At 65.8% G+C, this 14696-nt stretch carries 15 protein-coding genes and 2 pseudogenes; 2 read left to right on the top strand and 15 right to left on the bottom strand.

The window, feature by feature from the left end:
- The 3 genes and pseudogenes from ABMA46_RS21135 to ABMA46_RS21125 all read right to left on the bottom strand — a co-directional run.
- A pseudogene (locus ABMA46_RS21135) lies at nucleotides 1–200 on the bottom strand (IS21 family transposase); the annotation flags it as partial.
- A 666-nt stretch (nucleotides 201–866) separates the two neighbouring features.
- On the bottom strand, nucleotides 867–2051 hold the full coding sequence (locus ABMA46_RS21130; RefSeq protein ID WP_349001976.1) for an NnrS family protein: 1185 nt from the start codon (nucleotides 2049–2051) through the stop codon (nucleotides 867–869).
- Between the two features lie 62 nt (nucleotides 2052–2113).
- Nucleotides 2114–2557, bottom strand: a complete 444-nt coding sequence (locus ABMA46_RS21125) for a pseudoazurin (RefSeq protein ID WP_349001975.1) — start codon at nucleotides 2555–2557, stop codon at nucleotides 2114–2116.
- Between the two features lie 206 nt (nucleotides 2558–2763).
- On the opposite strand from ABMA46_RS21125, the gene ABMA46_RS21120 reads away from it, so the two are divergent.
- On the top strand, nucleotides 2764–3468 hold the full coding sequence (locus tag ABMA46_RS21120; protein ID WP_349001974.1) for a Crp/Fnr family transcriptional regulator: 705 nt from the start codon (nucleotides 2764–2766) through the stop codon (nucleotides 3466–3468).
- Between the two features lie 30 nt (nucleotides 3469–3498).
- On the opposite strand, the gene ABMA46_RS21115 is transcribed toward ABMA46_RS21120, so the two are convergent.
- The 3 genes from ABMA46_RS21115 to ABMA46_RS21105 are packed head-to-tail and all read right to left on the bottom strand — an operon-like array spanning nucleotide 3499 to nucleotide 5701.
- On the bottom strand, nucleotides 3499–3813 hold the full coding sequence (locus ABMA46_RS21115; RefSeq protein ID WP_349001973.1) for a metal-sulfur cluster assembly factor: 315 nt from the start codon (nucleotides 3811–3813) through the stop codon (nucleotides 3499–3501).
- Nucleotides 3810–4346: a DUF2249 domain-containing protein gene (locus tag ABMA46_RS21110; RefSeq protein ID WP_349001972.1), complete on the bottom strand. Its 537-nt coding sequence runs from the start codon at nucleotides 4344–4346 to the stop codon at nucleotides 3810–3812. Before ABMA46_RS21110 ends, ABMA46_RS21115 begins: the two co-directional genes overlap by 4 nt.
- 20 nt (nucleotides 4347–4366) lie before the next feature.
- Nucleotides 4367–5701 (bottom strand): hypothetical protein, encoded by a 1335-nt coding sequence (locus ABMA46_RS21105; RefSeq protein WP_349001971.1) that lies wholly within the window; start codon nucleotides 5699–5701, stop codon nucleotides 4367–4369.
- A gap of 255 nt (nucleotides 5702–5956) precedes the next feature.
- Between ABMA46_RS21105 and nirK the strand changes: the two genes are divergently transcribed.
- Nucleotides 5957–7459, top strand: a complete 1503-nt coding sequence (nirK, locus tag ABMA46_RS21100) for a copper-containing nitrite reductase (RefSeq protein WP_349001970.1) — start codon at nucleotides 5957–5959, stop codon at nucleotides 7457–7459.
- A gap of 85 nt (nucleotides 7460–7544) precedes the next feature.
- Here the strand turns inward: nirK and ccoS are convergent, their stop codons facing one another.
- From ccoS to ABMA46_RS21055, 9 genes and pseudogenes are all read right to left on the bottom strand, one after another.
- Nucleotides 7545–7697, bottom strand: coding sequence for a cbb3-type cytochrome oxidase assembly protein CcoS (gene ccoS, locus ABMA46_RS21095; RefSeq protein WP_349001969.1), 153 nt, complete (start codon nucleotides 7695–7697; stop codon nucleotides 7545–7547).
- Nucleotides 7694–9988, bottom strand: coding sequence for a heavy metal translocating P-type ATPase (locus tag ABMA46_RS21090; RefSeq protein ID WP_349001968.1), 2295 nt, complete (start codon nucleotides 9986–9988; stop codon nucleotides 7694–7696). The genes ccoS and ABMA46_RS21090 overlap by 4 nt, the downstream gene beginning before the upstream one ends.
- 12 nt (nucleotides 9989–10000) lie before the next feature.
- Nucleotides 10001–10807, bottom strand: a complete 807-nt coding sequence (locus ABMA46_RS21085; RefSeq protein ID WP_349001967.1) for a DUF2189 domain-containing protein — start codon at nucleotides 10805–10807, stop codon at nucleotides 10001–10003.
- 19 nt (nucleotides 10808–10826) lie between these two features.
- Nucleotides 10827–11021 carry a hypothetical protein gene (locus tag ABMA46_RS21080; RefSeq protein ID WP_349001966.1) on the bottom strand — a complete coding sequence of 65 codons (195 nt, stop codon included), beginning with the start codon at nucleotides 11019–11021 and terminating at the stop codon, nucleotides 10827–10829.
- 13 nt (nucleotides 11022–11034) lie between these two features.
- Nucleotides 11035–11916, bottom strand: a complete 882-nt coding sequence (gene ccoP / locus ABMA46_RS21075; protein WP_349001965.1) for a cytochrome-c oxidase, cbb3-type subunit III — start codon at nucleotides 11914–11916, stop codon at nucleotides 11035–11037.
- Complete coding sequence (locus tag ABMA46_RS21070; protein WP_349001964.1) at nucleotides 11907–12077, bottom strand: cbb3-type cytochrome c oxidase subunit 3; 171 nt, start codon at nucleotides 12075–12077, stop codon at nucleotides 11907–11909. Before ABMA46_RS21070 ends, ccoP begins: the two co-directional genes overlap by 10 nt.
- Before the next feature lie 10 nt (nucleotides 12078–12087).
- On the bottom strand, nucleotides 12088–12843 hold the full coding sequence (ccoO, locus tag ABMA46_RS21065; protein ID WP_349001963.1) for a cytochrome-c oxidase, cbb3-type subunit II: 756 nt from the start codon (nucleotides 12841–12843) through the stop codon (nucleotides 12088–12090).
- Nucleotides 12844–12847: 4 nt separating this feature from the next.
- Nucleotides 12848–14488, bottom strand: a complete 1641-nt coding sequence (ccoN, locus tag ABMA46_RS21060; protein ID WP_349001962.1) for a cytochrome-c oxidase, cbb3-type subunit I — start codon at nucleotides 14486–14488, stop codon at nucleotides 12848–12850.
- 23 nt (nucleotides 14489–14511) lie between these two features.
- A pseudogene (locus ABMA46_RS21055) lies at nucleotides 14512–14696 on the bottom strand (Rrf2 family transcriptional regulator); the annotation flags it as partial.

Here is a 14696-nt window from a genome sequence, read left to right as displayed (position 1 = left end):
TATTCGACGAAGCCGTCGAAGAGGCGTGGCATGGGCATTAGGAACCGTGCTTCCTCGGCCCGGATGTCTTCGATCGTTCCCGGCCTGAGGCCATGGGGAATCTGTTGCCACAGCGCCCGACACCGCCGCTCCAGCCAGTCGTTCAAGGCCTCCAGCGATGGAAAGCGCGGCATCGGCTGCCATAGCCGGTGGCGGCAATCTCCCGGATCGAGTGTCCATCCCGCAGATGCCAGCGTCGGATAACGCTCAGTAACGCCATGTCTATCACTCCAATGTCCCCTGCGATCAACCAGCAGGGGTGGGTTCAAACATGGGTCACTTCTCGATGGAAAAATCCCTCAATCCCGGGTCAGTTCTCGGCGGAAATCAACACAAACACCCACCTACGCCGCCCCGGAGAAGAAGGTTCGACACGCCGCCAAACCCATCAAGTAAATCGGTGGACAAACTTTGTCTGAGACGCGACGGTCAGCACACGCGCCACATGTGGCTCGGGCGGCGGCCTCGTGTCTGAACGGCTGAATTCTGCCGTTATCGATGACGCATTCGGGGCCGAGAACGGACCGTCCGGTCTTGGAGAACGTTCCCCGAAAAGCTGCCACCCCGGATAGCCCTCGTTCCAGCCATTCGCGGTAACAATGGTTGGGCCGCAAACCGACCGTCGCATATGGCTATCTCGATTAAGCGACAGCCGAAGCTCTGCATTGCGTTGGAGAGCTTCTTGCTTGGCAAGCTCGTCAACCAATAGCTGCCCGGCGCAATTGAAACCTCGAACGGCTGAACGATTTCGCCGGTGGCCAGTAATCTCGCAAACATCAGCGGTGGACCGACGAAACGGGATCAACAGACGATCATGATCAACCAACTTAGCGTATTGTCATTCTCGGGCGAACAAGCATCCTCCCGAACAGTGCCGCATAGCCGAGGAAAGCGGCCGCCCAGCTAACAGCCGACAAAATCAGTAGCGTTTCGCCATCAGTGAGAAAGGTTACTGCAATCCGTAAGCCAGTGGCGACTATGACCATGGCATACAGGACACAAGTTCCAGTCCCAGCCCGCAATTTCCGGCCGGTATGGCCGAGTGTGGCACGTGTCATGACTGCCAGCGTCATGCAACCGATCGCACCAACGCCGAAGGCATGCAGCCCCGCCGCCTGCGGCACGGTCCCCGGAAACAGCGCGGTCAGTCCGTTCAGCAGGAACCCAAGCGGCACGAAGACAAAAGCCAGATGCAGGATGAGGACCAGCGGGTCCCGCCACGTACGGTCTCCGGCCCAACGCGCCAGCCGCAAGAGGTTCGACACGGCGGCGGCGATGACCAGCACACCACTTGCAGGACGGACGGGGAAGAAAACCCATGCCGCAATCGCGACAGCAGAAACCGCGATCACCGCTACGTCGAAACGATCGAACGGCGCCGGCAGGCGGCCGGGATTCTCGCGCACAAGCCAGTTGCGGGTGAAGCTCGGGATGATGCGCCCACCGATGATCATGATCAGAACGATGGCCGCGCCGATGCCCAGCCGGCGGCTGACATCGGAAACGCCGTCGAAATGAACTTCGGCGTGGAAGGCGACATTGGCCCCCAGCAGGATCGAAACCGGCACGAGAACCTTCAGATTGCGCCAGTTCCTTCCGGCCACGATCTCACGCCCTGCCGCCGCGGCGACGGCGAGCAGGAATGCGCAATCTCCCAGCATGACCAGCCGCCAATCCATGACGGCGGAGAAGAACACGGCCACGCGACCGACCAGCCAGAGCATCACCAGAACCAGCAGCGGCAGGCCCTGCAGCGGCAACCGCCCCGTCCAGTTCGGGATCGCCGTCAGCAGGAACCCGGTGACGATCGCGGCGAGATAGCCGAACAGCATCTCATGCACATGCCAGTCGACCGGCGCAAAGGCGCTGAGGGTGGCGAGGCGGCCATAGAACAGCGGCAGCCAGAACAGGATCGCCCCGCCGCCGTAAAGCGCGCCGAGCAGGAAGAAGGGCCTGAACCCGTAGGAGAAAAGCGCCGGATAGTTTCCCGGTCGCGTGCGTGGAATCGCCATCACGTCCCAGCCCTGTCCCGGCGCCGAACGGATTTTTCGACGCTGGTGGTGGTCAGTCGCGTTCAGTTCCCGGCCGGCACTTCGGCCAGCAACGCCGCGAACACCTTCTTGGCCTTGCCGACCTGCTTGACGGCCTTGGCCTGCTCAAGGTTGACGGGCTTGCCGACGACGATCAGCGCCACCATGCCCATGCCGTAATGCGGCGTGCACTTGACGCCGTAGACGCCCTCCTTGTCCAGGGTGACGGTAAAGCCTTCGCTCATCTTGCCCTTGAAGGGCTCGGCGCCGTCGGGGATCATGCCTTTGACGCTCTCGGCGTCATGCCCCTTGTCGGTCGCCACGAAGGTGATCGTGTCTCCGGGCGCGGCCTGGACGAAATCGGGCTGGAACACCATGTTGCCCTTCTCGCCCTTGTTGAGCATCTGGATCTGGTGGTCGGCCGCCTCGGCGCCTCCGGCCAGCGTCAACGCGGCGAAGATGGCTGCAACAGCGATTAGGGGTCTCATCGGATTTGCCTTTCTTTCTCTTGGATGACGGCGAACCGTCGGGCGATATCTAGGTATACCGCCAGACGCCAACTTTGTTGCAGCGCAAACAAATCGGAAATGGGAGATAAATGACCGCAGCAGGTTCATCTTGCCGCGCTCCAGGGACCTGTGAGATGGTGCGGCCGTTCGAATCCGAGTTTCGACAACCCAAGGAGAAAAGGCCGTTGAGCCGACTGGACCGGTCCCTGATCTCAGGCCTGCCCCTTTTTCAGGGCCTGACGGCCGACAACCTCGACCGGGTTGTCGGCAAGGCCCGCTCGCAGCGTGTGCCCAAGGGACAGGCCATTTTCGAGCAGGATGCCGAGGCGCACGCCTTCTTCCTGCTGCTCGACGGCCATGTCCGGGTGGTCAAGTCGACGCCGGAAGGCCAGGACGTGATCGTGCGCTACATCAGCCCCGGTGAGCTGATCGGCATCGCACGCGCCCTTGGCCGCACCACCTATCCCGCCAGCGCCGTCGCCGCGGTCGATTGCATCGTCCTCGCCTGGCCGAGCGCACTGTGGTCGGAATTCGCCGCGACCTTCCCGGCCTTCGGCGCCCATACCTACAAGACCGTGGGGAGCCGCCTGCAGGATGCGCATACGCTCGTGGTCGAGATGTCCACCGAGCAGGTCGACCAGCGCGTGGCGCATGCCCTTCTCAAGCTGATCGCGCAGAGCGGCAAGAAGACCGACGATGGGGTGCTGATCGATTTCCCGATCTCGCGTCAGGATATAGCCGAGATGACCGGCACGACGCTCCACACGGTGAGCCGCCTGATGACGGCATGGGAGGAAAAAGGACTGGTCCGTAGCGGACGGCAGAAAGTCGCCGTCACCGATCCCCGCAGGCTCAGGCAGATCGCCGAAGCGCATGCCGGCAAGGAATGAGCGGAAAAGCTGCGGCGCACCTGCCGACTCTCACCGGCTGCCGAGGTTCCGCCGCGCTGTCTCGTTCATCATGGCGGGCGACCATTTCGGCTCGTAGGTGAGTTTCACTTCGGCATAGCGGACGCCCGGCACTCCCCGTGCGGCCGCCTGCGCCGCCTCCTTGAGGAAGGCCGTCGCCGGGCAGCCCGGCGTCGTCGTCGTCATCTCGATCCGGGCCACGCCTTTTTCCACCGCGACCGCATAGATCAGGCCGAGGTCGACGACATTCTCGCCAAGCTCGGGATCGATGACCAGAGCGAGCGCCTGCCTCACCTCCGCCGCAAGCGTATCCGACGCGGCGGTCATGTCCCGCTCTCTTTCGATACGTCCTTGGCTCGCACGACGATGCGGTAGCCGTCATCCGGCAGGAAGGCGCCGCGCCACCGGTGGCCCCGCTGATCGAGTTCCTCGAAGAGGAACACCGGCTCGCGCGGCAGCAGCGCGGCCATCGTCCGGCCCGCAGAGAGCGACTCCACGCCTTCCAGCGCGCGGACCATCGGTTCGGGCGGATCGAGGTCGCGCAGGTCGAGCTCGAACTCCGGTTCCGGCCAATCGTGACCGGCATCGCGCGCGGCCGGCGCTCCGGCAGCTTCGCGCGCAGGCGGCGCTCCGGCCGGCGTGAAAATCACCTCCCAGTCGCCGCCGCCGATCTCGCGTGCCGCCGCGTCGAAGCCGCGCGCACCCAGCACCTGGAACAGCGGCAGCGGCTTGAAAGTCGTCAGCAACCGGAGCGGCTGTCCGGGAGCGAGCACGGCGACCGCCGCCATGATCACGCTGAACGGCTCGCCGCCCTCGCGCAGGATCGGCCTGACGTCGAGATCATAGGGTGCAGGGGACATGGCAAAATCTCCAAGTGGAATCAACGGTATCGCGGCAGGAAGAGATTGGGTCGCACGGCTCCTTGGGGAAGCCGTTTTTCCGACGGCACGTAGACGAGGCGTCGCGCCGCGACCAGTTCGGCGACGATAGCAAGGGTCGCGGCAAGCATCAGTGCGGACGCCAGCCGGAACAGCCATGGCGCCTCCATCAGCAGGGCCGCCGTGCCGGCCGCCACGGCGGCGAAATAGAGGGCGAACCAGTATCGCCCGCGCCTTTCGGCGACCAGATCCTGCACGCGCGGCGTCGGCTTCTTTCCCATCAATCCGCCATAGCATTCCAGCCAGGTCAGGAACGGCACGATCTTGTAGAGCTGAGACAGGCCGAGGCCCGTCAACCAGCCGAAAGCCACGATGTAGACGAGAGCGCCGACATGCCGATCCAGCGAACCGGCGGCCGCCAGGGCGAAGAACAGCAACGCCGAGGCGAACAGAGCGAGAAACCCACCGCCCGCCGCGCTGACGTTCAGTTCGACGTGGCGGCGCTTGCGGTTGCGGTAGAAGAAGACGAGATCGGCGCCATAGAACACCAGCATCGCCGCGGCCAGCGCCGCCGCGAGAGCGCCGCCCACGCTGGAACCGCCGACCAGGTGTTCCGCGATGCCGCAGGGAACCGACAGCAGCGCGGCGACGCCGCACCACCACGCGGCCTTGCCCGTCGCGCGCTCCTTTTCCGGGGACAGCATGAACATGGGCAGCAGGCGATAGCTCACGCCGATAGCGCTGAAGGTCAGCCAGCCGCCGAAACCCGCGACGGCATGGATCGGCAATCCCCAGCTGCGGACGTCGAAAGGCAGCAGGCCGGACAGGGTCAGCGCGAAAAGCGCGCCGAGGCCGAAGGTCGCGAACAGGCAGGCCACGCCCACCGCGACGAACCGCGCCTGCAAGGGCAAACGCGACGGCCGCACGCTCCACAGCGTCGCGGCGACGATAAAGCCGATCGGCAAAAATCCCAGAGGCAGCAGGACCGCCGCTGCCGGCAGCAGCGGCAGGCCGCTCACGATGGTGCCGGCGAGGTCGAGGAAGCCGCCGAGCAGGCAGGTCAGTCCGGCCAGCAGGCACAGCAACGCGGGCACGACAAGACGCCCTGCCCTCAGCGGCCGCGCCACCAGCACCGGCACGAACTGCAGCAGCGCGCCGCACATCAGCAGGCTCAGCCAGCCGATGGCGACGGCATGGACGAGAACCAGCGTCTCCGGCGCCTCGACGGGCACCGCCGGAAAACCGTAGCCCCCCGCCATCATCGCCTCCGCCGCCAGCAGGAAGAGCAGCGCGGCGGCGAAGAAGGCCATCGTCCAGCGCGACAGCGCGGTTCCCATGGTTGCTGTTCTCCTTCGACCATCCGGCTGGAGCGACCGGGAGGCCCAAAGTCTCGCGCGGCAATTCCTGCGACAGGGTAGACCATGGGCCGGACCCTCCCTGTCTTCCTTGCGCGGGCGCAAACTTCCGAGTGATCAACGACATTCGGTGCGCCGTGCGGCGCTTGGGCCGCCGCTTCATTGCGCTGCCTCAAGGAAGGCAATGCGGCGGCCTGTTAGGGCTCCGTCCGTTCGATCCAGAAACGGAGTCCTTCCATGAGACACAGCAGCGGAGCCAGCCCAGTGCCCGCGGCCGGAGCGAAAACCGCGCGCAAGGCGGCACGGTGCCTGGCGGCCACCTTACTCGCCGGAACCGTGGCGTTCGCGCCGCTTTCCAGCGCCTTCGCCCAAACGCACGACCATACCATGACCTCGCAGACGGCACAGGAAACGGCAGCGCCCGCCGCCGCACCGGCATCGGCCGATCAGCCGGCCGTCAGCTACCACAACGCCACCATCTTCACGCTGCGCACCGGCATCGCCGACGGCCGCATGGTCTATATCGGCGTCGGCGGCGACATCGACAGCAAGGTCAATCCGACGCTGATGGTGCACGAGGGCGAGCTGGTCCAGATCAACCTCATCAACGGCGAGGGCGCCGAACACGACATCGTCCTCGACCAGTATGCCGCGCGCTCATCCATCGTGGTCGGCAAGAACGCCTCCTCGACCTTTTCCTTCCTGGCCAACAAAGTCGGCGAATTCGCCTATTTCTGCTCCATCGCGGGCCACCGCGCAGCGGGCATGGAAGGGCTGATCCAGGTGATGCCGGGCCCCCGCTCCGACATGGAGGGCGACGCCGCCGACATCGTGCGCGACCCGGCGGACCTGCCGGCGCCGATCGGGCAGCGCGCGCCGCAGGTGGTGCGCGTCGACCTCGAAACGGTCGAGCTGAAGGGCCGGCTGGACGACGGCACGTCCTATGTCTACTGGACCTTCAACCGCAAGGTGCCCGGCCCGATGCTGCGCGCCCGCGTCGGCGACACGGTCGAGGTCCATATCCGGAACGCCGCCGACAGCGTCATGATGCATTCGGTGGACTTCCATGCAGCGACCGGCCCCGGCGGCGGCGCCGACTTCACCCAGATCGCACCCGGCGAAGAGGCGGTGGTGACCTTCAAGGCGCTCAAAGCCGGTGTCTTCGTCTACCACTGCGCCACGCCCAGCGTCGCCCATCACATTGCCAGCGGCATGTACGGCCTGATCGTGGTCGAGCCCGAGGGCGGCCTGCCGCAGGTCGACCGTGAATTCTACGTCATGCAGGGCGAGCTCTACACGGTCGAGCCGTTCGGCACAAAGGGCGAGATGGAGATGGACTACGACAAGCTGATCTCCGAGCGCCCGGAATATTTCCTGTTCAACGGCTCGGTCGGCGCGCTCACCAAGGCGCATCCGCTCTACGCCAACGCGGGCGAGACGGTGCGCATCTTCTTCGGCGTCGGCGGGCCGAACTACACCTCGTCCTTCCACGTCATCGGTGAGATCTTCGACCACGTCTACCCGTTCGCCAGCATGACGTCGCCGCCGCTCACCGACGTGCAGACGGTCACCGTGCCGCCCGGCGGCGCCACGGTGGTCGACTTCAAGGTCGACCGCGCCGGCCACTACGTGCTGGTCGACCACGCGCTGTCGCGGGCGGAGCGCGGCCTCGCCGGTTACCTGATCGTCGACGGCCCGAGGGAAGACGACATCATGCACGCCGGTCCGGCCAAGCCATAGCATCGGCTTGCAGGGGCGGGGGGAGCGGGCGCGCCGTGGGGCGCGCCCATTTTTTGCTGCGCCAGGCAAAACATCGCGGAAACAATCACGACGGCTTGTCGTCGTCGTCCAGCAGGACGCGCTCGGCGGCGCCGTCCAGATCCTCGTACTGGCCGGAGCGCAGCGACCACAGGAAAGCCGCCAGCCCCGCCAGCCCGAGCAGGAGCGCGACGGGTATCAGGACCACGAGATAGTTCATCGGCCGGCAACCGTTGCCGTCTGTGGCTGGACGGGCGCGCGGCGACCTTCGTCTGGTCGGGCGGCCGATCCCGGGCGCAGGCGCCCCGAATGCAACCGCATGGCGTTCGCCACGACCAGTACCGATGACAGCGACATGGCGACCGCCGCCACCAGCGGCGTGACCAGCCCACCGACGGCGACCGGCACGGCCAGCGCGTTGTAGGCGACGGCAAGCGTGAAATTCTCGCGCACCAGCACCTTTGCTTTCCGTGCAATGTCGAACGCCGTCGAGACAGCCGATAGGTCCTCGTGCAGGAAAACGAAATCGGCTGCGTTGCGGCCGATGTCGGCGGCGGTAGCGGGCGCCATCGAGACATAGGCCGCCGCCAGCGCCGGCGCATCGTTCAGGCCGTCGCCGACCATCAGCACCTTGCGGCCGGCATCGGCGAGTTCGCGGATGCGGGCGAGTTTGTCCGACGGCAGCAGGTCGCCCGCCGCGCGGTCGATCTCCAGTTGCGACGCCAGTCCCTGAACCGCCACGGCGCGGTCGCCCGAAAGGATTTCGACCGGCAGGCCCGCCTGGCGCAACCGGTGCATCATCTCACTGGCGCCGGGGCGGACGCGATCCTCGATCGCGAACGTCGCCAGCCTGGCGCCATCGCCGGCCAGCACGACGACCGATCCGCCCTCAGGGCTGCCTTCGCCGGCGTCGCCGCCGAGCGCCCAAGCGGACCGGCCGAGCCGATAAAGCTTTCCCCGCGCACGGCCCTCGACCCCCAGGCCCGGGATCTCCCGGACCTCGTCGAAGACGACATCCGCTCCCCCTGCCCCGCCGGCTGCGGCAATCGCGCGGGCGGCCGGATGACGCGAGCCCGCCGCCAGGGCCACGGCTATCGGCCATGCCGAACGCGCAATTTCGCCGGCATTGGCGACACGCGGCCTGCCCAGCGTCAGCACGCCGGTCTTGTCGAACAGCACGGCGTCGATCTCGGCGAGGCGTTCCAGCCCAGCGCCGTCCTTGACCATGACGCCGCGCTCGAACAGACGGCGCGCCGCCATCACCTGGACGATCGGCACGGCGAGGCCGAGCGCGCAGGGACAGGTGATGATGAGCACAGAGATCGCCACCGTCACCGACTGGTGCCAGTCGCGCGTGGCGAGGAACCAACCGGCGAAGGAGAGCGCCGCGATGGTATGCACCACCGGCGAATAGAGGGCCGCGGCCCGGTCTGCGAGCCGCCGGTAGCGCGCCCTGCCCCCTTCGGCGGCCTCCATCAGCCGGACCATCTCGGTCAGAAACGAATCTTCTGCCCGCGCCGTCGCCCGGATCGTCAGCGGCCCGGTGAGGTTCATCAGCCCGGCCTGCACCCCGCTTCCCGGCGAGGCGGTATCCGGCGCGCTTTCGCCCGACACCAGCGAACGGTCGAGGTCCGAGCGACCGGTTTCCACGACGCCGTCGACGGGGATGCGGTCGCCGGGCGCGACGAACAGCAGCGCGCCGGATTCGATCGCCGGGAGCGCCACATAGCGGCGCGTTCCGTCCTTCTCGACCAGCGTGGCGCCGGCCGGCACCAGCCGCGCCAGCCCCACCACGGCCGAGCGCGCCTTCTCGCGCATAAGGTGATCCAGCGTGCGGCCGATCAGCAGGAAGAACAGCAGCGTCGTCGCGGCGTCGAAATACGCGTGTTCGGCGCCCTGCGCGGTGTCGTAGAGGCTCAAGCCGAAGGCCAAAGTCACGCCGATGGCGATCGGCACGTCCATGTTGGTGCGGCCATGACGCAGCGCATTCCACGCCGACGCATAGAATATGCCGCCGGCATAGATGACGGCCGGAAGCGCCAGCACGGCGGAAATGATGTGGAAAGCCTGCCGCGTTCCTCCGTCCGCCCCGAACCAGACGGACACCGACAGCAGCATGATGTTCATGGCGCAGAAACCCGAAAGTGCTAGCGCCTTGATCAGCCGGGAAAGCTGCGGGTCGGTCCTGTCGGCCTCGAAGGACTGAAGATGCGCCGGATAGCCGATCCGTGCCAGCGCGCCGACCATGTCGGGGACATTCCCGTCAAGCGGGCGCCAGCGCACAGCCACGCGCCTGGTGGAAAGATTGACGCGCGCGCCGGTCACGCCGTCGAGCGCGGAAAGCGTCTTTTCCACGGCGGCGATGCAGGCGCCGCAATGCACGCCCGGCACCGAAAGGTCGGTCTGGCGGGTGCCGTCGCCGAGATCGCGGCTGGCCAGCAGGATCTCCTCGCGCGCCACCGTCGGCGCCTCGAATTCGAGCCTCGCTTCGCCGGGTGCGCAGCAGGACACTGTTCCGCCTCGTCAGCGCATCGCCTTGTAGGCGTGCCAGGTGGCGTGGCCGAGCCACGGGAATATGACGATCAGTCCGAGGAATCCGGTCGCCACGCCAAGGGCAAACAGTATGAGGACCACAAAGCCCCACACGATCATCGGCCGGGTATTGTTCCACACCGTCGCCATGCTTGTGCCCATCGCGGTCAGAGCATCGACCGGCCTGTCGAGCAGCATGGGAACGGAAAAGACGCTGATGGCGAAGCCGAAGGCGGCGAACAGCCCGCCGATCGCAGTGCCGACGACCAGCATGGCAAGGCCTTCCGGTGTCGTCAGGATCACATGGGTGATGTGGTCGAGGCCCGGAAACGGCCGCACGCCGAAGAACAGCGCGTAGATGAGGACGGCGGCGCGCATCCACAGAAGCATAACCAGGAACAGCAGCAAGCCGGTGAACAGCACCTGCGCGCCGGCGCGCGGCGACACGAACAGCATCGAGCCAAGGCCGGGCTTCCCGCCCTCCTCCAGCTCGCGGCTCTTTTCGTAGAGTCCGACCGCCGCCACCGGCCCGACGATCATGAAGCCGGCCAGCGCCGGAAACAGGATGTAGTCCCAACCGAAGGCGAACAGCGTCCACACCAGCACCGCTGAGACGAGAAAGACGGCGAAGCCGTAGGCGAGGCTCGGTCCGGGCCGCGTCCACAGATCGCGCCACCCGGCGGAGAGCCATGCGAAGCAGGCACCCGCCGGCAGGTTGCGCTGGCGCTCGGGATTGCGCGTCTCCTCGATGCCCGAAAGCTCGTTCAACAGGCCATAGGGGCGTTGGGCTTGGCTCATCGTCGTTCTCTCCTGCCCGTCAGCAATCAGACTGCGCGGCGCGATAGCTCCCGCCTCCGCGCTGCGGCTCCTTGAGGTGAGCCACGCACTCCGGCTGAGAACTCACCGCCACATAGACGAGGTGCGCGTTGGCGCCGCAGAACACCAGCACGCCGGCCCCGACCAGCAGCCAGACAGCCCATGAAATTCTTCTGCCAGCGGCCTGTTCCTTCATCGTCCGTTCCAGCTCACGGGTTTTCCACGCCCAGCGAATAGACATAGAGGGCGAGGATCTTGATGTCGGCGGGCGAGAGGCGCTCGGCCCAGGTCGGCATATGACCCTGCCGTCCGCCATGCAGCGTGTTTATGATCGTCTGGAGGTCGCCGCCGTAGATCCAGTATTTGTCGGTCAGGTTCGGCGCACCGACGTCGGCGCTCCCCTTGGCGTCCTCGCCGTGGCAGGCCGCGCAATTGGCCAGGAACACCTGCCGGCCCGCCTCGATGGTCTCGACGTTGTCCGGCGTGGCGTCATCCGGATTGCTCAGCGAGTGGACATAGAGGGCGACGTCGTGCAGCTGCGCCGGCTCGAGCATCTGGTCGCGGCCGAAAGCGGGCATCTGTGACACCCGGCTGTCGGGATTGGCGCTGTTGACGCCGACACTGATGGTCTGGGCGATCGTTTCCGGTCCACCGCCCCAGATCCAGTCGTGGTCGGCGAGGTCCGGATAGTTGGCGCCTCCGCGCCCGTCACGTCCGTGGCAGGCGGCGCAATTGTCGCCGAACAGGCGGTGGCCAGTCTCCTTCACCACTTTCATGAGCTGCGGGTCGGCCAGGATCTCGTCGTAGCTCTTGGTGTCGAGCGCATCGACCCAAGACGCGCGCGCGGCGTTCGCCTCGGCCATCTTCTCGGCGATGATCTTGTGCTGATCGGTGTCGAGCAACCCACGCGTGTAGGTGGTGCCGAGCGGCCAGGTCGGCATCACGAACCACCACAGCACGGCAAAGATATGAGTGGCGATCAGGAACATCAGCACACCCCGCGGCACCGGGGTGTCGAGTTCCTTGATGCCGTTCCATTCGTGCCCGGTCGTGACGCGGCCGCTGACCGGATCGATCTCCTCTACCGCCATGGCTTGTCGTCCTGATCCAGAATGTCGTTCTTGGCCGCATGGAAGCGGGCGCGGTTGGAGGGCCAGAACGCGTAGATCGTCACCACCACCGCGAAGCCGATCAGATAGAAAAGGCCCCAGCTCTTGGAGAGGCCGACAAGCATGTCGTGGGTGATATCCATGATTTGCTCCTCAACCGCCCGTGCCGCCGACCTGGGGCGTGATACCGGCCTCGTCGCGGCTCGCCGCGTTGGTCAGGCGGCCGAGCACCTGCAGGTAGGCCACCAGCGCATCCATCTCGGTCACTTCGCTCGTCACGCCGTCGAAGGCGCTGACGTCGGTCGCGTCGCCATAGCGCTCGGTGACGCCGCTGGCGAAATCGCTGTCCGGCGTCGCCTGGCCGTAGGCGTCGCGCGCGGCGTTGGCGATCATGTCGTCCGTATAGGGCACGCCAAGCTCGCGCAGTACCCTGAGGTGTTCGCCGAGGTCGTCCATCTTGAGCCGCGTGCGCGCCAGGAAGGCGTAGGCCGGCATGTTGGATTCCGGCACCACGTCGCGCGGGTTGCTCAGATGCGCGACATGCCAGAAGTCGGAATATTTTTCGCCGACGCGGGCAAGGTCCGGCCCCGTGCGCTTCGAGCCCCACAGCATCGGATGGTCGTATTTGGATTCGACAGCCAATGAGTAGTGGCCATAGCGCTCGACGTCGTCGCGCAGCGTGCGGATCATCTGGCTGTGGCAGGCATAGCAGCCCTCGCGCTCGTAGATGTTGCGGCCGGCGAGTTCCAGCGGGGTATAGACGCGCATATCGGGCGCATCCTCGACCGTCTGGTGGATGGTGAACAGCGGCGCGATTTCGACGAAGCCGCCGACGCTGGCGGCCAGGATCACCATCAGCACGAAGCCGATCGCCGTCCGCTCCAGCTTGCGATGGAAAAGCTCACGCATCGGGTCACTCCGCAAGGGCTGGCGCGGCGCCGGCTTCCGGCCGCTCCGCGAGATCGGCTACGGCGGGAACGCCACGAACCGTCATCCATATGTTGTAGCAGGCGACGATCATGCCGAGCAGGAACAGCAGGCCGCCGAAGGCGCGCGCAATGTAGTAGGGGTACATCGCCACCAACGAGTCGACGAAGGAATAGGTCAGCGTCCCGTCGCCGTTGTAGGTTCGCCACATCAGGCCCTGGATGATGCCGGAATTCCACATCGCGAACACGTAGATCAGCGTTCCGGCCATCGCGAGCCAGAAATGCACCTCGACGAGAGCCGCCGAATACATGCGCTCGCGCTTCCACAATGTCGGAACGAGCGTATAGAACGCGCCGAAAACGATCATCGCCACCCAGCCGAGCACGCCGGCATGGACATGGGCGATCGTCCAGTCGGTGTAGTGGGACAGCGAATTGACTGGGCGGATGGCGAGGAACGAGCCCTCGAAGGTCGAGAGGCCGTAGAAGACAGCGGCGATGAACATGAAGCGCAGCGTGGCGTCGTCGCGCACCTTGTGCCAGGCGCCGTTCAGGGTCAGCAGCGCGTTGCCGGCGGAGGCCCATGACGGCACCAAAAGCATCACCGAGAAGGTCATGCCGAGGTTCTGCACCCAGTGCGGCAGCGCCGTGTAGTGGAGATGGTGGGAGCCGACCCACATGTAGAAGAAGGTGATGCCCCAGAAGGAGAGGATCGACAGCCGGTAGGAGAAGATCGGCCGGCCCGCCCGCTTCGGCAGATAGTAATACAGCATCCCCAGGAAGCCCGAGGTGAGGAAGAAGGCGACGGCGTTGTGGCCGTACCACCACTGCACCATGGCGTCCTGCACGCCGGCCCAGATGGTGTAGCTCTTGGCGCTGCCCCACGAAATCGGGATGGCCAGGTTATTGACGATATGCAGGATCGCCACCACCAGGATGAAGGCCAGGTAATACCAGTTGGCCACGTAGATGTGCGGCTCCTTGCGGCGCGCCAACGTGCGAACATAGAGAATGAAATAAGCGACCCAGACGATCACCAGCCAGAGGTCGGCGTACCATTCGGCCTCGGCGTATTCCTTCGACTGGGTGACGCCGATCAGGTAGCCGCTCACCGCCAGCAGGCAGAACAGATTGTAGCCCAAAAGCACGAACCACGGGCTGATCTGGCCGGCGAGCCGCGCGCGTGACGTGCGCTGCACGACATGGAAGGAGGTGGCGATCAGGGCGTTGCCGCCAAACCCGAAGATGACGCCGGTGGTGTGGGTGGGCCGCAGCCGGCCGAAGGTCGACCAGGCGGCGTCGAAGGCGAGATTCGGCCAGGCGAGTTGCGCGGCAACCCAGACGCCCATGAACATGCCGAACACCGCCCACGCCAAGGACAGTGCGATGCCAACCTTGATCGGGTCGTCATAATAGCTGGCCGACCTGTCTTCCGTGGGCTCCGGGCCATAGAAGGCCGACAGCACGACCCATAGCAGGACGCCGCTGTAAGCGAGCACCATGACGCCGTGGACGCCGAGCGCGTCGCCGCGCCCGAGTGCCGCCATGGCGATGCCGACGATGGCCATCACGATCAGGATGACGGCACAATATTGTCTTTCGCTGGAAGTCAGTTGCGCAACCATGGTTTCCCCTCGGCGGCGCCGGTTCACGCCACCTGTTCGGCTGAACTGCCGATCAGTTTATACGCGCCCAGCACGCCTGCAAGCTCTTCTCTGTTCGCGACCAGATCGGCCAGCGTGTATTTATCGAATACGGAGAGATAAGCGCCGAGCGCTTCCCGCACGATGCCCTTCAGCCGGCAGATCGGCGAAAGCACGCATGCCCCGCCTC

Origin of the sequence: Mesorhizobium hunchu (assembly GCF_040081975.1) — a bacterium.
Lineage (GTDB): Bacteria > Pseudomonadota > Alphaproteobacteria > Rhizobiales > Rhizobiaceae > Mesorhizobium > Mesorhizobium hunchu.
This window is presented reverse-complemented; position numbering and strand designations above follow the sequence as displayed.